General features: G+C 59.4%; 19 protein-coding genes. 4 read left to right on the plus strand and 15 right to left on the minus strand.

The window, feature by feature from the left end:
- Nucleotides 1-41 precede the first annotated feature (41 nt).
- The 3 genes from DW732_RS00605 to arcC form a co-directional block, all read right to left on the minus strand.
- The gene (locus tag DW732_RS00605) at nt 42-368 is read right to left on the minus strand and encodes a PTS lactose/cellobiose transporter subunit IIA (RefSeq protein WP_117757821.1); all 327 of its coding nucleotides are present in this window, start codon (nt 366-368) and stop codon (nt 42-44) included.
- Nucleotides 369-487: 119 nt separating this feature from the next.
- On the minus strand, nt 488-2,383 hold the full coding sequence (locus tag DW732_RS00610) for a BglG family transcription antiterminator (protein ID WP_118098122.1): 1,896 nt from the start codon (nt 2,381-2,383) through the stop codon (nt 488-490).
- Nucleotides 2,384-2,815: 432 nt separating this feature from the next.
- Nucleotides 2,816-3,778 carry a carbamate kinase gene (gene arcC / locus DW732_RS00615; RefSeq protein WP_006235166.1) on the minus strand — a complete coding sequence of 321 codons (963 nt, stop codon included), beginning with the start codon at nt 3,776-3,778 and terminating at the stop codon, nt 2,816-2,818.
- Between the two features lie 605 nt (nt 3,779-4,383).
- Between arcC and DW732_RS00620 the strand changes: the two genes are divergently transcribed.
- Entirely contained in the window at nt 4,384-4,800 is a 417-nt protein-coding gene (locus DW732_RS00620; RefSeq protein WP_117763384.1) for a DUF3830 family protein, read from the plus strand.
- Between the two features lie 5 nt (nt 4,801-4,805).
- Complete coding sequence (locus DW732_RS00625) at nt 4,806-5,327, plus strand: hypothetical protein (protein ID WP_118098124.1); 522 nt, start codon at nt 4,806-4,808, stop codon at nt 5,325-5,327.
- Between the two features lie 574 nt (nt 5,328-5,901).
- Here the strand turns inward: DW732_RS00625 and nifJ are convergent.
- The 6 genes from nifJ to DW732_RS00655 all read right to left on the minus strand — a co-directional run bounded on the left by nifJ (nt 5,902) and on the right by DW732_RS00655 (nt 14,770).
- A complete protein-coding gene (nifJ, locus tag DW732_RS00630) occupies nt 5,902-9,441 on the minus strand; it encodes a pyruvate:ferredoxin (flavodoxin) oxidoreductase (RefSeq protein ID WP_117743978.1) in 3,540 nt (1,179 codons plus the stop codon).
- Nucleotides 9,442-9,905: 464 nt separating this feature from the next.
- Entirely contained in the window at nt 9,906-10,844 is a 939-nt protein-coding gene (locus tag DW732_RS00635; RefSeq protein WP_117648550.1) for an FHA domain-containing protein, read from the minus strand.
- Between the two features lie 3 nt (nt 10,845-10,847).
- Complete coding sequence (locus DW732_RS00640; RefSeq protein ID WP_118098126.1) at nt 10,848-12,692, minus strand: hypothetical protein; 1,845 nt, start codon at nt 12,690-12,692, stop codon at nt 10,848-10,850.
- Entirely contained in the window at nt 12,689-13,594 is a 906-nt protein-coding gene (locus DW732_RS00645) for a hypothetical protein (protein WP_117564927.1), read from the minus strand. The genes DW732_RS00640 and DW732_RS00645 overlap by 4 nt, the downstream gene beginning before the upstream one ends.
- 245 nt (nt 13,595-13,839) lie before the next feature.
- Complete coding sequence (gene recR / locus DW732_RS00650; RefSeq protein WP_089573257.1) at nt 13,840-14,436, minus strand: recombination mediator RecR; 597 nt, start codon at nt 14,434-14,436, stop codon at nt 13,840-13,842.
- A gap of 13 nt (nt 14,437-14,449) precedes the next feature.
- Nucleotides 14,450-14,770: a YbaB/EbfC family nucleoid-associated protein gene (locus tag DW732_RS00655; RefSeq protein ID WP_006235174.1), complete on the minus strand. Its 321-nt coding sequence runs from the start codon at nt 14,768-14,770 to the stop codon at nt 14,450-14,452.
- 340 nt (nt 14,771-15,110) lie between these two features.
- On the opposite strand from DW732_RS00655, the gene DW732_RS00660 reads away from it, so the two are divergent.
- Nucleotides 15,111-15,584, plus strand: coding sequence for a hypothetical protein (locus DW732_RS00660; RefSeq protein WP_118098127.1), 474 nt, complete (start codon nt 15,111-15,113; stop codon nt 15,582-15,584).
- Between the two features lie 21 nt (nt 15,585-15,605).
- On the opposite strand, the gene dnaX is transcribed toward DW732_RS00660, so the two are convergent.
- A complete protein-coding gene (gene dnaX, locus DW732_RS09730; protein ID WP_158567302.1) occupies nt 15,606-18,104 on the minus strand; it encodes a DNA polymerase III subunit gamma/tau in 2,499 nt (832 codons plus the stop codon).
- A 115-nt stretch (nt 18,105-18,219) separates the two neighbouring features.
- On the opposite strand from dnaX, the gene DW732_RS09820 reads away from it, so the two are divergent.
- Complete coding sequence (locus DW732_RS09820; protein WP_158567303.1) at nt 18,220-18,936, plus strand: hypothetical protein; 717 nt, start codon at nt 18,220-18,222, stop codon at nt 18,934-18,936.
- A gap of 103 nt (nt 18,937-19,039) precedes the next feature.
- Here the strand turns inward: DW732_RS09820 and DW732_RS00685 are convergent, their stop codons facing one another.
- The 5 genes from DW732_RS00685 to DW732_RS00705 form a co-directional block, all read right to left on the minus strand.
- A complete protein-coding gene (locus DW732_RS00685; protein WP_118098133.1) occupies nt 19,040-19,699 on the minus strand; it encodes a DUF5028 domain-containing protein in 660 nt (219 codons plus the stop codon).
- Between the two features lie 5 nt (nt 19,700-19,704).
- The gene (locus DW732_RS00690; RefSeq protein WP_118098135.1) at nt 19,705-20,349 is read right to left on the minus strand and encodes an ATP-binding cassette domain-containing protein; all 645 of its coding nucleotides are present in this window, start codon (nt 20,347-20,349) and stop codon (nt 19,705-19,707) included.
- Nucleotides 20,346-21,143, minus strand: coding sequence for a hypothetical protein (locus DW732_RS00695; protein ID WP_147356338.1), 798 nt, complete (start codon nt 21,141-21,143; stop codon nt 20,346-20,348). Before DW732_RS00695 ends, DW732_RS00690 begins: the two co-directional genes overlap by 4 nt.
- A 38-nt stretch (nt 21,144-21,181) precedes the next feature.
- Entirely contained in the window at nt 21,182-22,063 is an 882-nt protein-coding gene (locus DW732_RS00700) for a hypothetical protein (protein ID WP_118098139.1), read from the minus strand.
- A 676-nt stretch (nt 22,064-22,739) separates the two neighbouring features.
- Nucleotides 22,740-24,875 carry a LuxR C-terminal-related transcriptional regulator gene (locus DW732_RS00705; protein ID WP_158567304.1) on the minus strand — a complete coding sequence of 712 codons (2,136 nt, stop codon included), beginning with the start codon at nt 24,873-24,875 and terminating at the stop codon, nt 22,740-22,742.
- Nucleotides 24,876-25,253 lie beyond the last annotated feature (378 nt).

Raw genomic sequence — 25,253 nt, forward strand, 5'->3', positions numbered from 1 at the left:
ATTCCCTTCGCATTGATTGGTTGGATAGTCACCGCACGCCGCTAGGCGTTCTTGGTTGCAGTGCGCTCATACAGACAGATCAGCTCCTGCACGAGCTCCTGAGCAAGCATGGAGCACATGAGGTGGTCCTGAGCATGGACCAGCAACACATCCACCGACAGATGCTCGCCCGCTGCCTCAGTCGAAAGCAGCTGCGTTTGGATATGGTGAGCCTTGATTCCCGCATCCTTTGACTGCTTCATGAGTTTGGCGGCGGCGTCAAAATCCCCCGCTTTTGCCTTTTCAAGGGCTTCGAAGGCAAGGCTGCGTGCCTCTCCCGCTGCAGCGACCAGCTGAAACGAAACCATCTCGGTTCCCTGATCGTCCATAACGGTCTCCTCTCCCGTGATGTTTGGTTTGTACTTGAATATTCGAAACGCCTATCTCCCGCCCGCAATCCTCGAGGTTTATTGCAGGTAGACAGACAGGGTTATCGACAAAAGAAGTCTTAAGCCGTATGCGCTTGCACAAGCGCCATCAGCTCATGCCAGGATCGGCGCTCGCGTAGGCGCTCGACTCCCTGGCGGTCCATAAAGATCTCGGCGAGCAGTGAGCTCAAGATCCGCGCCTCATCGCCGCCCGACCGGGCAAACGACACCATAAAGACGATATCGACCTCATGGCCGTATTCGTCCCAAAGAATGGGATGTTCGAGCAGGCCCACGGTAACAAAGGCCTCGGCGCTCAAAGGATGCATCCCATGGGGCATGGCCACCCCATTGCCAAACGAGGTGGCACTCGCGCTCTCGCGCTCGGCAACCTCTTGGGCAAACTGGGCATCGACACGGCCGCTCTCGACGGCGCGCTCGGAGAGATATCGGAGAACGGCCTGCTTCGACGACGCCTCAACGCGGTTGAAGAACAGGGCACGGCTAAAGAAAGCGCTCAGGGAGTCCGATTGCGCAGCGTCATCACTCAGCACCTTGCGGATAGCGTTGACATCGCTCGTCTCCAAGAAGAAATCGGCCTCGCGGACGGGCACGGGCAACTTGACGTTGAGCGGCACCGTTGTGAACACGTAGTCGATGTGCGAAAAGTCGAGCGTTCCCACGCGGGCGACATCGCATGTCTCAATCGAATCGATATACATGCCAAACTGCTTGCGGTACTGGTGCTCGAGCATACGGGCGCTTCCCGCTCCCGAGGCGCACACGATCAGGATGCGTTTGCGACGCGGCTGGTCGGCTTGCTGCTCGAGGGCCAGGGCAAATGCCATGGCGATGTAGCCGAGCTCTTCATCAGAGGGCTGGCTGCCAAAATGACGCTCGAGTACCTGCGAGGTGCCAGCTGCCATCGAATAGGCCAACGGAAACCTCGTCTTGATATCGGGCAGCATGGGGTTATCCATATGCATGTGATATTCAAGGCGATAGCCCAGAGGGCCGATATGCCGAGCAAGGTTCATGCGAAGTTCAAGATCGCCGCTAAAGTCAAACCTAAACTCATCGTTGACCGCACGTACCATCTCGGAAGCAATCTCCCACATCTCGTCCGAGATAACGGCAGAGCCCTTCTCGGGCACGCCCGTGCCCCTGCCGAGCAAATGGATTGCGATAAAGGCAACCTCTTCTCGGGGCATGCTCACGCCCAGGGCATCCTTGATGTTTGCGGCAATCTGGAAAGCCGCGGCGTATTCGCGCGTTCCCTCCAGTTTTTGAACGTCCGATTCTGCAGCTGGGACATAGCAGCCCTGCTCGATGCGGCCAAGAGCGATGTAAAGATGCATGATGAGATTGCGGGATGCCAGCGAGCTCACCGTGACGGGCGAGGCCGTCAGGGCATCGTCCACACATGCGGCGATGGCCCGCAGGCGCTCGGCGAGCTTTGCATCGTCGGTGTCGGGCAACACGGGCCTCACCAGCGAGGCCAGGCACAGGCGCCGTTGCGACTCCCCGCCCGCAACGCGGATTCCGTAGCGTGGGCGCTTTTCGAGCGTTAAGTCAAATTGGGCGAGTTTCTGCTCTACCAGACGCATGTCATTGGACAGAGTTCGCGCCGAAACGTAGAGTAAATCCGCATACTCCTCAATCGTCACCCACTGGGACCGCATGAGGAGGTCGTTAAGAAGGAAGGACACACGGCCGTCGCGCGTATCAGGAATGCCCGGATGAGCCAGAGCCGCACCGTCTAGCAAGCGAGCAAGCTCATCTGCACGTGCAACATCGATACGATACTGCCCCTTGCTGCCAACGATGCGTGCAACCCCTGCAAGGTTGTCGTTTGCGCGATGGATATAGTTTCTCACGGCGCGCTCGCTTACCTCGAGACGCTTGGCAAGTACCGCGACAGCGACAGGCTGAGCGTCCTCGATCATATTTACAAGCTGCTTGACGCGAGCATCCATGTCCTCCTCCTTTCCCTGCGTCTAGTCTAACGCGGTAAAGAATGACACTCCACGTCGCGCTCGTTCCGCCAACTCGGAACAGGTTGCGGGGAGTCCAGCTGAGCTATGGAGAGCCTGGGAAGAGGGCCCGAAGGCAATGCGTCGGTGTGGGATGCGCCTTCCCAGCCATTGGGCAGTCATTGGGGACAGGCTTAAATGAGTAGTCGTTGGGGACGTTCTTGTTTGACTAGTCGTTTAAGAACGTCCCCAATGACTATTAAGGACTGTCCCAAGCTGCCGGCAGGAAAGGACCGTCCCCAAGTGCCGGGTTTGTCCCCAATGACTAGGTGAATAGCAAAAGCCCCGCAGTCGGAGCGGACTGCGGGGCTCATGAAGAGAGGTAGTTTGTGGGCGCTTTGCCTGGCGCCCACGAGAGAGGCAACGGAGTAGAGACTACTCGTGGATGCGGGTACCGGAGAGGCCGGCCATGGTCTCGGCGGCCTTGTCCAGGGCGCCGATGATGCAGGTGCGGCCCTTGCGGGAACGGGCGAACTTGATGGCGGCGCGGACCTTGGGCTCCATGGAACCCTTGCCGAACTGGCCCTCGTCGGCCAGGCGCTCGGCCTCGTCGGCGGTGAGGTCCTCGAGCTCCTCCTGGTTGGGCTTGCCGAAGTTGATGGCGACATGCTCGACGGCGGTCAGCAGGAACAGGACGTCGGCGTCGCAGTCCTCGGCCAGCAGCTCGCCGCCCAGGTCCTTGTCGATGACGGCGGGAACGCCCTTGTAGCAGCCCTTGTTCTCGTAGTCGCGGACGACGGGGATGCCGCCGCCACCGCAGGCGATGACGATGAACTCGTTGTCGAGCAGGTTGAGGATGGAGTCAGCCTCGACGATCTTCTTGGGATCGGGGGAGGCGACGACGCGACGCCAGCCGCGGCCGGAATCCTCGACGAAGACCTTGGAGGGGTCCTCGGCCATGAACTCCTTGGCCTGCTCCTCGGTGTAGAACGGGCCGATCGGCTTGGTCGGGTTCTTGAACGCGGGGTCGTCGGGGTCGCACTCGATCTGGGTGACGACGGTGGCGGCGTGCCAACGCTTGTAGCGCTTGTGCATCTCGCGGCCGATGCCCTGCTGCAGGTGGTAGCCGATGTAGCCCTGGGACATGGCGCCGCACTCGGGCAGCGGCATCTCGGGGGTGCCGATGGCGTCGTGGGCGGCGGCGAAGGCGTTCTGGATCATGCCGACCTGCGGGCCGTTGCCGTGGGTGATGATGATCTCGTTGCCCTGCTCGATGAGGCCGAGGAGCGCGTGGGCGGTGTTGCTCACGGCCTCGATCTGCTCGACGGGGTTGTTGCCGAGAGCGTTGCCGCCAAGGGCGACGACAATACGATCGGGCTTGCCAAGAGGCTTAGACATTGCTGGAATCCTTTCTGTAAAAGGCCTACAACCCATTAATAACCCGCGTCCGTGCGATACGCGAGTTTATTAAGGTTTATATTCTCTTTATCGCTCATTTTATTCATTTTGAAAATAGTGGAGCGGCGAACGGTCGTTTTTACCCGCTCAGCGTAAAGAAGCCCAGCTCAGGCATATCTAAGCCATTTACGTGCAACTTTATTTAAATAGAGCAGAGATTAGAGCAGATTATACAAACTATATCTCTGCTAAACACAAAACAGACAGCATAATATCTTACTCGCACTATACGAGATTCTATGCACTTATAGGACGAGTATGCATCCCTGCAAAAACATGGGGCTTTTCATCCAACAAAAAGGATAGTCGATCGTGCTTCACCCTGCGGTAAGCGACTGTGAACAAGTTGCGCTGTGCCCAAGCGTCCAAAAAAAATCTAAACAGGGATATTGCTTCGGCTCCCAAGGCGTGATACTTTAGCCAAGTACAGCACGGGCTGGGGCGGCAGGCATCTGTCGTGAAGTTTGGGTTCGGCGACCCCGTGGCTGTCTTCTCCTTTATCCGCCAGCGAGCCCCTTGAGCGACGGATTGAGGAGGTCCTTACTATGACAAAAATGCTCAAGATTACGCTGAATGGTGAGACGTTTCTCGCCGACATGCTCTGGGACAAAGCGCCCGAAGCATGCAGATTGTTCGAAGCGTCCTGTCCGGTCGAGTCGCGCATCTTCTCGGCAAAGATTTGCGATACCGAGGTGACCTATCCCGTATCGGGCCCCATCGCCAACTACGAGCACATCGAGAATCCCGTCTTTAACGAGCCGGCGGGTGCGGTGAGCTGGTACGGCGGCTGGTCTTCGGTCTGTATCTTCTTTGATGTTTGCGAGCCTTTTGGCACCTGCAACATGTTTGCCCGCATCTGCGAGGCCGACCGCGAGCGCTTTGCCACCGCTTGTCGCAACATTTGGGACAATCAGGGCATGTACATCAAAAACGAAATCGTCGAGATCGAAGCGGAGGCCTAAAGATAATGAATATCGACACCCTGCTTGTACTCGACCTTGCAGAGTACACCACTTCGCTAGAAGCCCTTGCCGACCAAATGATGCTTGAGGAGCCGCGCGATATCGACTATATGCGTCGCCGCAAGCTCGACACTGGCCGCGAGTTCGCAGTATGGAACTTTACCGTCGGCTACTGCATGAACGCTGCCGACGCCCTTTCGCTCCTGCGCGCCCAGGCAGCCGAGAACGTCAACGGTAACACCGCCGACTTGGCCACCCTCAACAACAGCGCCGCGCGCCTGTGCGACTGGTTCTCGGGCGCCTTTGACGTCACCGGCAAGATGGACGATACGACCGCCGTCCTCGCCCGCAGCCGCGACCTCTACGCCCAGGTCGAGACCCATGAGCAGTTTGCCGCCCTCACCCGCGCCACCGAGCGCTATCTGGTCCAGCTGCAATTTTGGGTCGATCGCCAGATTCCCTGGCCGGCCATCAGCGACCTGGTCCACGGCTACCGTCTGCGCACCGAAACCGGCGAGACAAGGTAAACCGGACTAGCAGCACCAACCACACCCCATCACGGGGCCCAAAGTAGTAATCAAGAGGCTGGAGACGCAAGCAACAGCGTCCCCAGCCTTTTTGCATGGTACCGCGCCGGTTCGATGGCTTTGAGACCTAAGCGAATCTTCGCTATCTGCCAATTTCTGTATGATTTGGGTCATTTCTGACTGCCAATTTTTGTACTTATAGGGGCAATCCTATCTACCAATTTTTATCATTTAGGAGTTTTAATGCCACCCAGTAAGATCATTGATGGGCTTTTGAACTGGCAAAACAACTCCAATAAGGCGTTGCTTGTTATCAGCTCCCCCTCTATACCCAGAGAAGCGCGTGGTTTCGCGGCAATGCCGCGAAACAGCAACCGGGACAAAAGGCCCTGCCAACCACGCCCCCCGTTCAGCCCCACAATCCGAGGACGTAGTCGTAGCAGGATCTGAGGGCTGCCCTTCGCGGACATTCCGCAGGACGAAAGAACCCCCGCCGCACGAAGTGCGCAGCGGGGGTTCTTTCATGTCCGAGGACGTCCGCGAAGGTCAGCCCTCAGATCCTGCGGTGAGAGACCTAGGCCTCGTTGTACACCGTCTTGAGCTTCAGCAGGTGCTGGTAGCGATCCATGGCGGCCTGCTCGTTCTCCTTGAAGAGCTCCTCGGCGCGCTCGGGGAAGGAACGCGTCAGCGAAGCGTAACGGGCCTCGTTCATCAGGAACTCCTGATAACCGCCCGCGGGCTCCTTGGAATCGAGCGAGAACTTCTTGCCGGCAGCAGCCTCGGGGTTGAAGCGGAAGAGGTTCCAGTAACCGCACTCGACAGCCTTCTTCATCTCGGCCTGGCAGTTCTGCATGCCGCCCTTCTTGATGGAGTGCATCTCGCAGGGGCTGTAGCCGATGATGAGGGACGGGCCGTCGTAGGCCTCGGCCTCATGGATGGCCTTGAGGGTCTGAGCCGGGTTGGCGCCCATGGCAACCTGTGCCACGTAGACGTAGCCGTAGCTCATGGCAATCTCGGCCAGAGACTTCTTCTTGGTCACCTTACCGGCAGCGGCGAACTGAGCGACCTGGCCCAGGTTCGAGGCCTTGGAGGCCTGACCACCGGTGTTGGAGTAGACCTCGGTATCGAAGACGAAGACGTTGACATTGTGGCCGGAAGCCAGGACGTGGTCCAGGCCACCGAAGCCGATGTCGTAGGCCCAGCCGTCGCCGCCGAAGATCCAGAAGGACTTCTTGGTGAGGTAAGCCTTGTCGGCGAGAATCGCCTTGGAAGCGTCGCAGCCGCACTTCTCGAGCTCGGCAACGTAGGCAGCGGCAGCGGTCTTGGAGGCCTCGGCATCGTTGACGGAGTCGATCCAAGCCTGGCCAGCGGCCTTGAGCTCGTCGGACGGACCATCGGCAGCGATGATGTCCTGGGTGGCGGCGATCAGCTTGTTCTGGACGGCCTCGTAACCGACAGCCATGCCCAGACCGTGCTCGGCATTGTCCTCGAACAGGGAGTTGTTCCACGCCGGGCCGTGACCGTCCTTGTCCTTGCAGTAAGGAGCGGTGGCAGCGGGGTTGCCCCAAATGGAGGAGCAACCGGTGGCGTTGGAGATGAACATGCGGTCGCCGGCGACCTGGGTCACCAGACGTGCATAGGCGGTCTCGGCGCAGCCGGCGCAGGAGCCGGAGAACTCCAGGTAAGGCTGCTTAAACTGGCTGCCCTTGACGTTGGCCGCGATGAGCTCCTTCTTCTCGGAGACGTTCTCGACCATGTAGTCCCAAACGGGCTGCTGGTCCATCTCCTGCTCGGTGGGAACCATCTCGAGGGCGCCCTTGGGGCAGACCTTGACGCAGTTGGTGCAGCCCATGCAGTCGAGCGGGGACACGGCCATGGTGAACTTCATGCCCTTGGCCTTGGGGCCCATAGCGTCGAGCGTGCGGGTAGCCTCGGGCGCGGCGGCAGCCTCGTCCTCGGTCATCGCGAACGGACGGATGGTGGCATGCGGGCACACATAGGCGCACTGGTTACACTGGATGCACTTGGTCTCGTCCCAGTGGGGAACGACCACGGCGACGCCGCGCTTCTCGTATGCGGAGGCGCCCAGCTCAAACTGGCCGTCGGCGCAATCGACAAAGGCGGAAACGGGCAGGCTGTCGCCATCCATGCGATCGATGGGCTCGAGCAGGTTCTTGACCTGCTGAGCGATGGCGGACTTGGTCTCCTCGGAGAGCTCGACGGGAGCGGCATCCTCGGCGGTAGCCCAGTCGGCCGGAACCTCGAACTTACGGAAGGCGGTAGCGCCAGCATCGATGGCCTTATGGTTGGCGTCGACGATGGCCTGGCCCTTCTTCATGTAGGACTTGGTAGCCGCGTCCTTCATGTACTGCAGGGCGTCCTCGGCGGGCAGGACCTTGGCCAGCGCGAAGAAGGCGGACTGGAGCACCGTGTTGGTGCGCTTGCCCATACCGACCTTGGCCGCCAGGTCGATAGCGTCGATCAGGTAGACGTTGACGTTGTTGTTCGCGATGTAGCGCTTGGCCACGGCGGGCATGTGCTCGGCGAACTCCTCGTCGCTCCACTGGCAGTTGACCAGGAAGGTTCCACCCGGCTTGACGTCGCGGACCATCTTGAAGCCCTTGACGATGTAGCTGGGGTTATGGCAGGCGACAAAGTCGGCCTTGGTCACGTAGTACGGCGAACGGATCGGGGAATCACCAAAGCGCAGGTGCGAGACGGTGACGCCGCCGGTCTTCTTGGAGTCGTACTGGAAGTAGGCCTGGACGTACTTGTCGGTGTGGTCGCCGATGATCTTGATCGAGTTCTTGTTGGCGCCGACGGTACCGTCGCCACCCAGACCCCAGAACTTGCACTCGATGGTGCCAGGGGCTGCGGTGTTGGGCGCATCCTCGGCCTCAGGCAGGCTCAGGTTGGTCACGTCGTCGACAATGCCGATGGTGAACTCGCGCTTGGGCTCGTCCTTCTTGAGCTCCTCAAAGACAGCAAATGCGGACGCGGGAGGCGTGTCCTTGCTGCCCAGGCCGTAACGGCCGCCGACGACCTTGATGCCCGTCTTGCCAGCCTCGTAGAGAGCGGAGACGACGTCCTGGTAGAGCGGCTCGCCGATGGAACCCGGCTCCTTGGTGCGGTCCATGACGGCGATCTTCTGGACGGTCTCGGGGAGAACGTCGACGAAGTGCTTGATAGAGAACGGACGGAACAGGCGAACCTTGACCAGGCCAACCTTCTCGCCGTGAGCGTTGAGGTAGTCGATGACTTCCTCGAGCACGTCGCAGAAGGAGCCCATGCAGACGACGACGCGGTCGGCATCGGGAGCGCCGTAGTAGTTGAACAGGCCGTAATCGGTGCCGAGCTTCTCGTTGATCTTCTTCATGTAGCCCTCGACGACGGCAGGGAGCTCGTCGTAGACCTTGTTGCAGGCCTCGCGGTTCTGGAAGAAGATATCGCCGTTCTCGTGGCTGCCGCGGGTGTGCGGGTGCTCAGGGTTGAGCGCGTGGTCGCGGAAAGCCTGGACGGCGTCCATGTCGCACATCTCGGCCAGATCCTTGTAGTCCCACATGGCGACCTTCTGGATCTCGTGGCTGGTGCGGAAGCCGTCAAAGAAGTTAAGGAACGGGGTCTTACCCTCGATAGCGGCAAGGTGAGCCACCGGCGAGAGGTCCATGACCTCCTGGACGTTGCCCTCGGCGAGCATGGCGAAACCGGTCTGACGACAGGCCATGACGTCGGAGTGATCGCCAAAAATGTTCAGGGCGTGGGAAGCGACGCAACGCGCGGAGACGTGGAAGACGCCCGGGAGCTGCTCGCCCGCGATCTTGTACATGTTCGGGATCATCAGGAGCAGACCCTGAGAAGCCGTGTAGGTGGTGGTCAGAGCACCGGCACCCAGCGAACCGTGAACGGTACCGGCTGCACCTGCCTCGGACTCCATCTCGACGACCTTGACCGGGGTGCCGAAGATGTTCTTGCGACCCTGGGCCGCCCACTGGTCGACATGGTCGGCCATCGGGCTGGACGGCGTAATGGGATAGATTCCCGCTACCTCGGTGTACGCATACGAAACATATGCGGCCGCCTCGTTGCCGTCCATAGACTTAAACTTACGCGCCATATACCCCTCTCCTCTCATATAGGTATACAGGCCCCGGCGATTGCCGGGATGTTGGCGTGATGGGATTTTCGCTGTTGCTTCCATCATCTGGCAGGCAGACTGAGCAGCAGGTACATGGCGTGGAGAGAAGGCATGCCGAGGCGAGGGGCAGCTGATGCACCCCACAGACTCGACCGCCCGTCTTGCACATGACCGAGCGCCGCAAAGGCCGCATGCCGGATGCTCCCGGGCACGCCCCGGCGATGGGAAGCGCCCGCAACGGAAATCCGCATGCGGGTTTATTGTACCCCGCCGCCAAGCTATATTTCGTCAAATATAGGTGGGCGGTAATAGGTGGGCGGTAAAGGTTTACCTTGGGTGACCGCCAAGGGCCAAAATGGCCCCTCCATCCCCGGGCGACTGGCTCTGGCGCGCCAAGGAGTGTCCCCAAGTGCCGGCAGAAAAGGAGCGTCCCTATCTGCCGGCTAGAGGGCACCGAAGAGGATGGCGTAGGTAGTGGATTCGCCGAGCTTGAGCTCGTCGCCGGGATTGAGTTGGGCGGAACGACCGGGCTCGACCTGAATGCAGACACGCGTGGCCCCGTTTACCACCACGGTTCCGTTGGTGGACGACAAGTCCTCGACGTGCCAGATATTTTGAGCATCGCACCAGATATGGGCATGGCGGGCCGAGACATCGTCGCCGACGTCGGTAATATCGCCCTCACCAGTGGCCAGCGCGCCAATCTCAACACCCTGCTCACTCGGCTGAATCCAGCGCGGGGCGCTCACGACAAAACTGTTTTGTATGCGCAGCAAGCCCAAAGGGTGCGCCGGGGCGGGCTCGCGTTCGCCCGCGGTCATCGACATGCCAAGCGAACGCGGCGTGGATGTGCCTCCGCCACAGGTCGCGTGCGCGTAGTCGATGGCATAGTTCACCGAGGACCGCACATCCGCCGAACAACCGACGGCGACAAACAGCACCAGCACGGCCTCGGCGCGCTCGGCGGGCATGAGTTCCGCCGCCTGGGACAGGCGATCGAGCGCGTTGCGATAGAGATTCGTGTCCTGGTGGCACTCTTCGAGCGCGCGTACCATCGGCTCACCTGCAGGACCGCAGACCATATTGATTACAGCCGTGGAGTCCATGGGATTGCGCTGGCGCAGGGCCAGTTGCGACATAATACGCGCAGCCGAGGTACCGTATTCGGCAAAGTAGCGCTGCTGAAGCGTGCCGACCGGCGCGCGAACGATAAAGCGGGAAACCCAAGAGCGATCGGCGGCTCGGCTCTGCGGGCTGCGGCCATCGGCGAGCGGACGGGACGAAAGCACCAAGCCACACAGCTCGATATGGCTCAGATGCGCCGCGCGCTTAAAGATATCAAACATGGCGCCGCATGGGGTGAGCTCAACTTGAGATGCCATGACCTAGGCCTCCTTGGTCGTAGAAATAGAATCGGACGATACTTCGACAGGTCCGCCAAAAGTGCGGGCAGCTGCGGCGCCACCAGCAAGCGGAGTCGCCATCTGGGCTTTTGTGCGTCGCGGTGCCGAAACGGGAAGTTCAAAGGCAAAGCCCATCGCAAGCAAAAACCACGTAAGTGTATAGGTTGCAATCAGAGCGGCAACAAGGCCGCCCATCACGTCGCGTTGAGAAAAAACGCTACATGCAGCCACAGCCAATACCGGAACCTCGCAGGCAGAAAGCGCAAGCACACCCTGTAGGAACCCCGAGCGCCGATCGCGCGCAAGTGCCCCCGCGGCAACGCCGGCTATGCCTGGCAGCGCCAACGCCAGTGCGGCAATAATACCCGGTAGCGACCCAGACCACACGAGCGATCCCAAAGTCGCCGTCACGCGAGCGCCCGATGCCAGCAGCGCCGCCGAAACCACGACCACAGTCCAAACCACGCCGCAGACGACCGCCGCGCCGACCATCAGCGCGCGACGAACCGCGCGGCCGGACGCATCCATGGGGCACGGCGTGAGCGGCTCGCCACGGAGCGAACGACCGACATTTTGCGCATAGTGGTCACAAAACGCCGAGAGCGCCGCCTCGACCGCCGCCGGCTCGGGACGATCTTTTTGAGAGCTGGACAGACAGGCCATCACCACGTCGAACAGCTGGGCATCGACAAACGCCAGCGCATCGCGTAGCTCCTCGGAATCCGGCTCAAGCCCCAGCTGCTGGGCCTGCTCGGCCGCGGCGAGCGCCACATCGGGCTCACGACGAAGCAACTGAGTCAAATCGCAACCGGGCGCATGGGCACCAATGGGATAGTCGGGCTGCGTGTCCATCTTGAGACGGTAGGGGCTGGCGATGTCGCGCGTCTTTTTGCGCGAACCCGAGGCGCCCGAAATGCTCGGCACGGCTTCGTATGGCGCGACGCCGGCAATGAGCTCGTAAACCGTGCTTGCCGCGGCATAGACGTCGATCGCCGGCGACATACGCAAAGCGCGCAGGTCGGGAATATCGTCGGTGAGCATCTCGGGCGGGGCATAGGCAACCGTCGCGCGACGCAGCGTGGCATAGCGCTCGGTAAAGGATGCCTTGCCGCCGGTACCAGCCACGGCCGACGCAGGCTCAAGCGCCAGCGACGAGCCAAAGTCGATCAGGCACAGGTCAAAGGTGCCCTCGGCAAGCTGCCGGTCAAGCGGTAGACGCGCCGTACGCACCATAATATTAGCGGGCGAGATATCGCGATGGACAAAGCCCTCACCCACCAGGCTCATACGGCAGAGCAGATCGAACAGGTCGCGACCCAAACGCGCCGCCACAAGCGGCGACAGGCGTCCGGCATCGTCCACGGCGAGCCGCGAACGCAAGCGGGCGAGCGTCTCGCCCTCGACCCATTCCATGACAATTGCAGGCACACCGTCGACCTCGCCCCAGCCATAGAGGCGGGGAAAGCCCTTAAGGCCCGAAAGGGCGCGATGGCATTCATATTCCTCGCGAAACGCCGCCTTGAACTTGGCGACCAGCGCCTCGTGAGTTGCATCGTCGTCAAACTCATCGCGCGTCGGCAAGATGAGCTGCTTGAGTGCCACGGCCTCGCCTTGGGCGTTGACGGCACGCGTCACGCGGCCGATACCGCCACGGCGCATGGTGGCATCGTCGGCAAACAGTATCGTAAAACGACGCAGATAGGCAGGCAGTTCGTCCTGACCGAGCGCAATGGCCGGCTCAAACCCGTCGACACGCGCCAGGCGCAGGCCGACCATGGGATCGCGACCGAGCGATTGTGGTGTGGTGGATGCAAGATCGGTCATCATAGGGCAAGCGCCGCCACGTTATTGTTGAAGTTACCGAGCGCGACGTCATCATCGCCGTAATGGCCGACCCATTGACATAGGTTGGTGTAACAGCCCCACAGATTGGCATACTGCTGATACCACTTTGACCGGGGCGAGAATGTCTGACGACCGAACTCGGCTCGAATGACAAACATCTCCCCGACCAGGCTGTCGCACGGCCTGGGATCTCCCGTAGAGTTATAGGTCGAGACCACGTCATTGGCACGAGAAACATAGCCGTCGAGCATGTTGTACTTGGTCACAAGCCAGCTGTGAATGCTCTCTTCCTCAGCAGCGGAAAGGCCACCGGAGTTTGCATCGTTGTCAGTGTTGCCGCCCGTCGAGCCGCCGTTTCCAGACCCTCCGGCAGAGGAACCCGACCCAGAGCCACCGCCCGAACTCGACGAATCCGAGCCGGAGCCAGAAGTATCCGAGCTACCGGGCTTTCCGGACTGCTGGGCGTCCTGCTCCTTCTGCTGCTCGACCTTATTCACCGTTGCCGCCACGCTATTGTTGGACAACCGATCGATGATCTTGGTGTTGGTGAGCACGATGGTTTTGCCATTGGCAAGCGTGACTTCGTTGTCCGGGGCCTCGGCGCCGTCCGCGTCGCCGGTGCCAAACACAATATGCGCGACCACACTTGCCCAAGCATATCCAGTCGTGGTCCCCAGGTCACTTTTGACCTCATGCCCCACGCGCGGTTCGCGTGCGGCATGTGCCTGCATCATGGACGGCACGGTCATGCCATAGGCAGAAACGCCAGCTATGACCAGCACCAGCGAGCAAGACAGCAGTGCGTACGCCCGCGGCGCCAAGCCCAGTCGGCGTCGCATGCGCACCGCGGCGCCGCGCTTTGTCTGAGTGCCACCGGGCCGCATGCGTTCTCCTCCAACAAAAACACGCCGCTCGGGAGCGGCGCATTCATTCGAATCCATATTTGAGTGTATCAGCGAACCCAAAAGGTTGCGCAACGAATGGGCAAATTAAGGATGCGAGTGGAAGCATCCATGCGATAAGCGGATACAAAGCATCTTTGTTGCACAACAAACTTACAGTCGCACGGGGAAATTATGGCTACCCCGTGCGTCGCGATGAAGACATACGGCAGGAGCAGGCTCGCCACCTAAATCGTGCGACGGGCCTCGATGGCGCGCCCAAGCGTAAGCTCGTCGGCATACTCCAGGTCGCCGCCCACGGGAAGGCCGCTCGCCAGACGCGATACCTCAACGCCCAGCGGCTTGATAGTGCGGGCCAGGTAGCTCGCCGTGGTCTCGCCCTCGATATTGGGGTTGGTGGCGATGATGACCTCGTGGATGTCCTCGTGGCCCAAGCGTGCCAGCAGCTCACGAATGTGCAACTGCTCGGGACCAATCTTGTCCATGGGACTGATCACGCCGCCCAATACGTGGTAGAGACCGTGGTAGCTGCCCGTGCGCTCAATCGCCTGGACATCGCGCGGCTCGCCCACCACGCAAATGCGAGTGGTATCGCGCATCGAATCCTGGCAGATGGAGCACTCGTCGGCCGTGGCGTAGTTAAAGCAGCGGCTGCAAAAGTGAACCTCCTGCTTAACCTCCAGGATAGCCTCGGCCAGGCGGCGCGCCTCCTCGGCATCGGCCTCGAGCAGGTAATAGGCGATGCGCTGGGCCGACTTGGGACCAATGCCCGGCAGACGGCCCAGCTCATCGAGCAATTTTTGCAGACTATGGTTGGCACTCATATATATGCGTGTCTTAGAACGGCATGCCCGGGATGTTGAGGCCGCCGGTGATGGCGCCCATCTGCTTGTTGGCGAGCTCGTTGACACCGCGGACGGCCTCGTTGACGGCAGCCATGATCATGTCCTGCAGCATATCGACGTCCTCGGGATCGAGGGCATCGGGGTCGATGGTGAGGTTGACGAGCTCCATCTCGCCGTTAACGGTCACCTTGACCATGCCGCCGCCGGCAGAGGCATCGACGGTCTGGGACTTAAGGTTTTCCTGCGCGGCGGCAAGCTGCTCCTGCATCTTGCGGGCCTGCTTCATCATCTGCTGCATGTTCATACCGGCCATGATGGCTCCTTTACGTGCGGCCGCGCGACGAGCTGCAAAGGCAGCCGGGACGCGGCGGGACTTTCAAACGCAAAAATCGTACCACGGCGCGGGGCAAGCGAGCGGGGCGGACACGCTACCCCAGTCGATATACATGTCCTGGAGTGCAAGCCGCGCCCAAAGATTATGCAAAGTTGAATAATTAGCATCTACATAATATCGAAAGCTAAATCTTGTAGAGCCGGAACCCGGCATTTGCTGCATCCAGCTAGATAGCAAAATGCTAAACCGCCGCTCGAGGTGGCGCTCATGACGGCATGGTAAAATTTGATTGTCAAAGATAGCAATTTGGAGGTGCCCCATGAATGCCCCCGACGCGCTCCAAAACATCCGCTCAAAACACCCCGTTGCATATGTGGTTCTCTATCTCTTTGTCGGCTGGGCACTGCTGGTTGTCATCACCCATGCCATAGCCTTTGGAGCAGAACTACTGATAGCCAGCTCGGACCAGCCCGTCGTCAAATGGGAAGCGACCGATGAGTGCACCGACGGAACCCGAACCATTTACTACAACAGCCCGTCCCTCTACCAAGAGTTCAAGGTCAAGATAAAGGACTCCAAGATTGTCGATGCCGAACTGGGCTCTTTATTTACAATCGGAGCAACCGTCAACGCCGAGCAAGTCGAATACACGGACAGCCATGCGACATATCGTATCGACCTCAGCATCCTAGGCCGACCGTCACGCGCCTGTCTGCTCGAATGCGATATACGCGGCACCACACTACACATGTCCGAAATACAGATGCGCCCGGACAAAGAGATCTCTTCTTGAGCAGCGTACCCGCCCGCACAGTTACTCCACCGGTTTGAAGATGGTGGCCTGTCCAAAGACGTTGCGGATGAGGGCCTTGGCCTCATCCTCGGTCTGCGGGATGCTCGGGGCTGCGCCCTGGTGGCCGAAGGGACTGCCGGCGCCGGGGTTGGACTCCCAAGGGGCAGCGGGGGCGTCGTCGCTTGCGAGAGCGGACGTCGCGACTGCGGGAGCCGCGGCTGAAGCGGCAGGGCTGGGCGCAGGCACCGCGGCAGGCACGTCGAACGGAGGAAGATCCTCCCCGCTCGTATCGCCGGCGAAGCCGCCGACCATGGCGTCGTCGTAGGGCACCTGCTCGGATTCCCACGACGCAGCCTGCGCAGACGGCTGAGTCTTGGAAGCGGACGCGCGCTCGGGCGCTCGGGGCGCGGGTTCGGTCGGGAGCTTACCCGTAGCGGGGGCGCCGGCGGGGTTGTCGGAGCGCAGCCAGGGGGCCTTAGCCAGGTCGGATGACTTGGGCGCAGGCGCGGCGGCGGGCTTGGGCGCGGGGACCGAAGCGGCCGGTTTGGGCGCAGCGGGTTCAGGTGCCGACGGGGTCGGTGCCGCCGCCGGTGCCGCTTTTGGCTGCGTCGCGCTGGTGCTCGAGGATGCAGTGGCCGCCGAGGACACGGGTTGCGGGTCCGCAGATGCCGCAGCCCGTGCAGATGGAGAATGCTCCTCATGTTGAGGAGCCGGCGTGCCACCCCCATTCAGGACATAGTCGACGGTGCGACGACCGAAGACCGCGCTGACTGTCGGCAAAAACACCGCCTGTGTATCAGCACGCCCGAGCATCTTGATAGCAAATGCCGTAGGGAACGAAACCGTGAGCTTAGAACCATCGTCTGCCGTAGCGCGAGCGTTCAACAGGAGAGCCGCATAAGAAGGTTGTTGGGCCTTGACGCGCTCGACGACCTCGGCCCATTTGCGCTGGAGCTCGCCGGCATCCTCGACCGCGGGGGTCTCGGCGGCGCCGGCGGCAGCAACCTGGGCGGCGTTGTTGGGCTTTGACACCGGCACGGTCGATGCAGCAGGCGCGGGAGCCGGGGAGGTGGGCTGGGACATCGGAGCCGGGGCAGGCTGAGGCGCAGCCGCGGCAGGCTTGGGGGTCGGCGCGGGCGCAGGCTGGGTCGCCGGAGCGGCAGTGCCTCGGTCCCAGGGCATGCCGCCCTGGCGCGCAGACGCAGCGGCGGGCACGGCAGATGCCACAGGAGCGGCAGCTCGGGCACCCGAGATCAGTGTCGGCTGTTGCGTCGTCGCAGGCGCAGCCGCGGCAGCCGCAGGCGCGGCACCAGCAGCAGCCACGCTCGCCGGCACGGCGCCGTTGGCAACCATGACCTCCAAGCGTGCCACGCGCTCGGCCAGGGCCTCAATGGTCAGATCGGCCTCGGGACGTGTCAGGCGCGTGCAGGCGATCTCGAGCACCAGGCGCACGTCGCTCGCACCCCTCATCTCCAAGGCGGCGTCGTCGAGCACGGTCAGTACGCGAGCCAAACGATCGGCAGGATGCTCGCCAAAGGCAGCGGCCTCGGCAGCAAGCGCCTCGGCCTGCTCGACCCCGCCCTCAAACAGCTCGGCACGGGCACCGGCAACGCAAGCCACATACACGTCGCGCACATGCGCCACCAGGTCGCGCGTCAGCTCAAGCAGGTCATTGCCCTCCTCGACCTGTGCACGAATGAGCCCATAGAGCTCAGCAATATCACGCTCGGCGATGGCGCGGGCAAACTCGCCCAGAATCTGGTCCGAAACCTCGCCCAAAAGCGAGCGGGCATCGTCCGCATGCACGGCGCCGTTGCCAAAAACGCTCAACTGCTCCAGCGTGGAGAGCGCGTCGCGCATGCCGCCCTTGGCATGGCGCGCCACGATGGCGAGCGCCTCGTCGTCGTAATCGAAGCCCTCCTGCTCGCACACGTAGGACAGGCGATGCTCGATATCCTCGTTGCCGATGCGGTGGAAATCGAAGCGCTGGCAGCGCGAGAGGATGGTCTCCAGAATCTTTTGCGGATCGGTGGTGCACAGCACAAAGATCACGTGTGCCGGCGGCTCCTCGAGCGTCTTGAGCAGCGCGTTGAACGCCGCCGTCGTGAGCATGTGAACCTCGTCGATGATATAGATCTTGTACTTGCCGCGCACCGGGGCAAAGTTGACGGAGTTGATGATCTCCTCGCGCACGTTGTCCACGCCCGTGCGGCTTGCAGCATCGAGCTCGTAGACATCGGGGTGGTTGCCCTCGGCGATGAGCTCGCACTCCTCACAGGTGCCGTCGGGCATGCAGCCGCTTGCACCCTCGGCGCGCGCCGCCTCGGCGTTGCGACACAGTAGCGCCTTGGCCAGAATGCGCGCCATGGTGGTCTTGCCCGTGCCGCGCGGTCCGCAGAACAGGTACGCGTGGGACAGACGCCCCTCGGTGATGGCGTGCTCGAGCGTCGAGACGATATGCTGCTGGCCCACCACGGAGTCGAAGGTGAGCGGGCGATACTTTCGGTACAACGATTCCATGGGTGCTCCCCCGGGTATACTGAGTCTTGTTGCCGCGACGGCCATGCGGTCGCACGGCATACTGCATTCATAATAACCCGTACGGCGAGCCCGCCGCGATAGGAGTCCAAAGAGCATGGCAGACGCAGAGAGCAACCTCGTTCCCTCCGAAGCAGCCGACCAGGTCGAGGTCGCGCTCGAGAAGCAGGCCGCAGCCGATGACGGCATCCTGTACCTCAACGAGTACCAGTACGAAAACGACCTGGTCACCGACTTCGCCCGCCTGGTCGCCTCGCCCAGGCGTCGCGGCTCGCTGTATGTCGCCGCGGCAATTGCCGCGCTGCTCGGCATTGGCATGCTGGTGGCCGGCGGCAACTGGATCAAGTTTGGCGTCGTCCTGATCGTATTCGGCGCCTTTTTGGCCTGGTGGAGCAAAAACCTGCACCACACCCTCGCCCGTGACTTTATCGACGCCGTCGAGGCCGACGAGTCCATGGGTGGCCGCTATCGACGCGTCGCCGCCAACGAGGACGGCCTGATGGTTTGGGGCAAGAGCGGCAAATCGCAGTTCTTCCCGTTTGAAAAGCTCGACCACGTACTCGACGGCGAGCGCATCTTTGTAGCCATGTTCGCCGACCAGGGTGTGACTATCCCTAAGGACACCTTTGTCCGCGGCGATGCCGAGCAGTTTGGCACCTTCCTCAAGGCGCACATCAACAAAAAACTCCGCATCGAGACCAAACGCAAGAAGATGAAGGCAGAAAAGGCCGCTGCCGAAGCCAAGCAGGGCGACAAGCCCCAGGAGACCAAGGGCAAGCAGCGCAAGCAGAAGAAGAACAAGAAGAAGCGGTAGGCCAGCCGACACCGAAGACGCCTCGCCCCGCGTCATTCCGGGCCAGGGCGCCTGGGATCGAGCGCGAGTGCCACCGATGGACCCATTTTGCCTAGCTCTCGAGTTACTTCACTTCAAACCTTAAGAGCCTTCTCTCTGGCAGATCGGTCATCTTCATCGTATAAGTCCCAGGAAAAGCCTTCTCAAAACGGACGGTTTCGTAATCTTCGAAATAGTCGTTGGTGTTTTGCATCATAAATGGGACGAGTAACTCGTTTTCTGCCCCAACCTCCACGGCAAACGCGGCAGAGCCGCCAAGGACCGGCATGGCTTGCGTTATCAGATCGGTATTGACCACAAAGTCATAGTTTGGCGCTCCCTCCGGCACCAAATGCCAAACATACGCTTTAATCCCGCCTTCGACATTGTCCTTATTCCTGACACGCATCTTTACGGCAATAACACACGTGATGTCAGCGTCCTTCAATTTCGTTTTCGTATCCACGGTGCCATATTTTGAATAATCATCATGCGCACGCTTGAGATACTCGCGCGGCGTGAGCAATTCTGCCCCGTCTATGCAAAACGAATACCCATCAGTCGCTACATCCTTCGATCCCAGAAACGCTCCATCCATCGAGAGCCATTCGCCCTCCGCGTAATATTTTTCAGGAATGACTGTCCGATTCCTGTTAACGACGCTCACCCTCATGCCCGCAAGGCCGGTAGCAGCACAGCCGAAAAGAGCAAGCACCGCCCTTCTTGTCCACAGGGTCTTCTTCATCGCGCTCACGACCTTTCCCGAACTTTCACAACGGCACCGTCGCGCATGCAGTAAACCCGATCGGCCAGCTCCTCGAGCACCTCTCCGTCATGGCTAGACAGAAGAACCTCGCGACCCGTTGATGCCGCCATCGCCACAACGCGCTTGAGCATTTCAACGCCCGCTTCGTCGAGGGCATTCGTTGGCTCATCGAGAACAAGCAGCTTCGGCTTTTCCATAATTGCCGCAGCTATCCCCAGACGCTGCTTCATCCCAAGCGAGTATGCTCGGAACTTCTTTTTTTCGTCTGCATCGAGCCCCACGAGCCGCAGGGCAGAGCGAATGTCCTCGGGGGTGGCAACGCCCTTGATCTGAGCGATGAGCTCCAGATTGTCGTAACCAGACAGATATCCTAAAAAGGAAGGCGCCTCTATCAACATCCCCAGACTCGGCGGAAACGAGATATCCGCCCCAAGTCTTTGGCCATCGATAATAATCTCGCCCTCGGTGGGTCTAATCAATCCGCAGACCGCTCGCATGAGCATGGTCTTACCCGAACCGTTTATCCCCTGAAGCCCGACCACAGTCCCAGGGTCAACCTCGATAGACACGTTGCGCAGGACATCGTTTTTGCCCATGCGCTTCGATACGTCCCTAACGATCACACTCATATCTTGTCCCTCTTTTCGATAAGGTCGGCCCTTCGAAACCACAGTCCACCCAACGATAGGCATAACGACATAATCACAATTGAAAACAAGCCACTCGAGCCCGTCGCAATTCCTTCTTTGACGATTCCACCCCAGCGCAACAGCATCAAGGCATTTCCCAGTAGCGCCCAATGCCGCGCATATGCCGAACAGATCAGGTAGCTCATTACAACCGCAAATGAAACTGACGGCCCAAGCACAAACCCAACCGTTGCCTGCACAAACGCAAGCGCCTCAAAAGCAAGAAAGAGACCTGCGAAAAACGGCAGTGCACCTGCTTCGCTCGCCTTGAGAAACCACGGCGCCAAATTAGCCAGCTGAAGCGACTCGCCATGGATGACCGCGCTGAACGAGGCACTCACCATCAAGCTCCAAATCACAACAGAGCAAACCACCACGAGCAGCGAAAATGCTGTTATCGCCGCCACTGAGATAAAACGCGAGACCCACCAAAGGGTTCTCGCCCGGCATCGGACAAGCGTTTGCAAACCAAACCCGTGCAACGATTCGGCGGGATAATCGAGTGTTGTATAGAGAATAAGCAGAATGAGAAATAGCCATCCTAGCGGAGGCACAAACATGACCCCGGGCCTAGGCTCAAACGGAGCAGATCCGGCAAACACGAGCGCAAGATTGTCCGCAAACCCCAAGGCATCCGTCCTGACCCCATACACAGAAGACAAACCGTAGGCGTACACCAGGTTCGCAACGGTCACTGCCGCAATCGCAATAAAGGTAATGATGTTCTTCTTCAAAACGGTCCTCAGGTCCGCGGCGACCAGCCTAAACAGCATCAGACCATCTCCCGCCTTTTCCACGCCCCAGAAAAAGCCAACGAAGCAAGGGTCAATAATATGATTTCCGCAAAACCGGCTCGAATGTCTGGCCAGTTATTCAGCGATTCCGACCTGATGCTGTTGAAGATATTGCAGTTAAACCCCACACAAGCCATTACGCCGAAGATCCAGCCATTTGCAAAATGCCACGCAACCATTAGCAGATACGGGACAATTATCGCTTTGATTCTGCTACGAAACAAAATTGAGAAGCCAGTTACAGCCATGGATAAAGTCCCGAGCGTGACCGCATCGAACAGCGTGTATGCAAGCACATATAACAAAGGATGTGAATAAAATAGACCGGAGAAATAGCTATGTAGGTAAAGCCCTACGTAGGTCGACTCATCGACCCGAGGAAGATACGCAGGAAAAAGCATCGAGACAATCAGGAAATTGACGAGCAGAGGAATGGCAGTCACTGTAAACGCGGAGAGGAAAGCAGACAGCACCTTTACGTTCACGTATGCCTTTCTGGAAACGCGCGTGCATATCTGCATGTCATAACCACTCAAACGCTCAAAGAGGCACGACCAAGATCCGGCCAACATTGCAAGCAGGGGCAGTGCATAGAAAAACACCGACGCAGACAGTGGCGCGTTCGCGCTCACAACAATCCAGTTACCGAAGCTGCTTTCACGTGTTTGACCGAGATAGTTTTTGGCTTGCATGCCAACGCCGTAACCAAAAGAAAGAAGGTTGTGACGTTCTTTTTCCAAATTTGCCCACGGCTCCAGCGCAGCAGCTATTGCAACTGCGACTGCAATCAAGAGAGCAAAGATAAAAGCTGGGCGTCTTATCGTTTTCGACAGCTCATATCTTACGAGCCTTTGGTTCATACGTCCTCCTCCCCCTTCCGACCCAGAAAGCCGGAAGGGAGCCAATTCAAACAACTATGCGGGAAGCTTGCGGAAATGCCCGACGCAGTCGGGGCTCCATACACCAATAACAGTGCCGTAGCCAGACTCCGCCCATGCAGTCAGTCGCGCCGCAGATCGCCCGTTCTCACGGACGAGGTTATACATTTCCCACTGTCCCTTGTGATTCGAACGATACGTTCCCTGAGTACAATTCATGCTGCCGCTACCGCTTGTGTTATACGCACCGTCTGTATATAACCGAAGCGGATTTCCCGTATAACCTTGGATATCCAGATAGAGCGATGAGGAATCATCCTTTTGACGGTAGCCAGTTGCACTCGTCCCGGCACATTGAAAACTAAATGCCCTATCGGCATTGTTCGTACAGGTCGTAATTCCCGTATCGGCGTTTTGAGTAATGCTAGAAACCTGAGAGGTGTCAAACTCCTCTTGCGCGAACGATGCAGCGGGAACCCCTAGGGACAGACCCGCAGCAATCGCCAACCCGACTCCGATTCGAGTAATAGCGCTCCTTGGCTTAATCATGGCCTTCTCCAATCAAAAGCGGCTAACAATGCGTCGACGCACAGCAACCTTTGCATGAATGGAGAAAGATGTCTGTAAACACTCGCTATTGAGTTGATAATCCAGGCGTTTACACGTTATCTACCTGCGATAACAATGAAATAAGCTCTGCTTTGTTCTTGATCTTCAACTGGCGATAGGACGCGGATCGCAGCGCTTGCACCGTAGATGCAGCGTAACCGACATCCTGCGCAATGGTCTTTGTCGTTGTGCCCTCTGCCGTCATCAACAATATTCGGGCCTGAACATCGGACAGGGCGCGCGACGTAAGCAGAGCCAGCCGGCGCACGTGAGCTGCTTCGGTGGACCCGTTCGCACGGTACTTCAAGACGGCCTTCTCGTCCTCAACCGAGCGTACGAGCACGATGTGCGTAACGAGCATGGGCACAGACCAGCAAACAATCACCGTTGCCACGACGACATTGACAGCCGAACTATGCCCCAACAGCGACGCAAGGAACAGCGGCTCGAAAACCATCAGATCCTGCGCCATGTTGAGCAAGACGACCCAGACAGGAGCCGTCGCCCCAAAGCAAAGCATCCATACCCCAAGCATTTTGCGCTGCGGACAGCTTCGCAGCACTACATATGTGAGCAGCATCCCCGCCAGCACCACGAACCCATGAATTCGCCCCCTACTGGCCGCATAGATTGAAGCAGCGACACCTATTGACACCAATGGCACGATAGCCCGAGCACGGGCATGCACCTTAAACGGACGCAGCCCAACAGCGAGCGAAGCTGTAGACGCCACGCCGCAAAACAGGACCGGCACAGCCATCAACGGAACGCGTATGCACCTCCATGCCGAGATATAGATAAAAGACCATTCCGCAGCAGACAGTATCGCCCACATGCACGGACCTCCGAGCTCAATCGCCTCACCTGCTCTATCCAGCGCAGCTTCACGATTCGGTTTTCCACCCGCGTAGCGTAGCGACAGAAACAGTCCGAGACCCAATGCATAGCTTGAGAGAGAAAAAGCGACAGCCCACGAAACACCGGATCCCCAATCGCTATCCGCCATTACCAACGGGCCAGCCGCAAGGAGGATAAAAAATAATGTGAGCAGGTATCGAAACAGCCGGTGCGTTCGAGCTGATGCCAACATATCGTCAGCATGCCGCTGCGGCAGCTCAGGCCCTACAGTATCACCCTCACCCGCAAACAACGCCACGAGCTCGCGTGAGCCCGCAACTGACGCCTTCCCGTATGCTCGATGAAGCGTTGTTCGCACCGTCGATGGCTTCGTATCCGTCTCCTTGGCAATTTCCGCCGGCGTTTTCCCTTTGAGCAGCAGTCGAACAAACTGCTCTTCTCTAGGCGACAGGGCAGGAGAAAACGCCTCCGCATCGAATGGGTCAGACGCGTGGGCGATATCCGAATTGTTGTCCCGTTTTCTCCTTAGTAACATGCATACGAAGGCAGCGGCGATAGCAGACCCCATCGCAAGCAATGCAATGATCGCGGCATCGCTTGCGAAGTATGCCGCCTCAACAGCCGGAACAAGGCCAATAGGTACTGCCACGAGCACAGAACGGGCAAACACGTCGCTCTGCCCCCGACCAAAGGCGCGGGAGCAGCGAAACAGCGGGGCCACAGCCAATGCGAGATAGACCAACGGAATTAAAAGCGCAAGGCCAATTGATGCGGCCAAAACAGAGGGTATCCCCCATGGCTCGGGGACAATTCTCCATGAAACTCGACAGCAAAACAGCAGGCAAGACAGGACGGCTATTGTTTCTGTAAAAATCGCGTTCTGCAGGCGACGATTCTCTCTTTCGTCGGTCGGCGTCGCCCCCTGCGTCAAAGGAGAGCCCGCCGTGTCCCAAATAACATATGAGAGGAGCAACGCCCCAGCAAAGCACGAGACGCACGAAACGCCATGCAACAGCCAGATCGGTGCAAACACGAATGGAATAGAATCTCCGCGAGCATAGAAGGCCAAGTCAACCCACTCGGGAACCGTTGCAATAACACCAAGGAAAACACCGATAGCACCGAGATGCCTCGGCCGTCTCATTCCCCCCTTGCATAGCGCAGCACCATGAACAAACGCCGCGAGGCATGCGCCCAGGATAACGAGCCAGGTCATTGCACCTGACGCCAGGCCGATTGAAGATGAAAACCGGTGATAAGGGGTGACCGCCATTACGACAAGCGCAATGGCGCAGGCAGATGTAGCAGAACGGCGGGAAAAAAGCATATGGCCTCCATAGCGTGTCATTATATCGCTCGAGCCGCTCGTTTATCTCTGTTCCCACACCAGCCAGCATCAACGATTCAGGCGAACTCCAATCCGAGCCAGATCACGGTCCAGCTTTTGTCCGCAGTCCCCGCTCCAAAATGGGATGCGGTTTCCTTTTAAGCGCCGGTTCGGAAAGTCCGTCCCGTTCCAGGCCATTATTCTGGGATGCAGCTTCCGCAAGCTGCCCCCTTTGGAAAGCGCATCCCATTATTTGGTTGAAAACCGGTCCCCCACTTTCCGAACGAGCCGAAACGACCCGAACCGATCGGGCCACCTCATCCCCGTTTCCTCGCCATCTGCCCGAGCGTGCTACACTAGCAGCATCTATGCCACCGC

Source organism: Collinsella sp. AM28-11LB (assembly GCF_003469895.1).
Classification (GTDB): domain Bacteria; phylum Actinomycetota; class Coriobacteriia; order Coriobacteriales; family Coriobacteriaceae; genus Collinsella.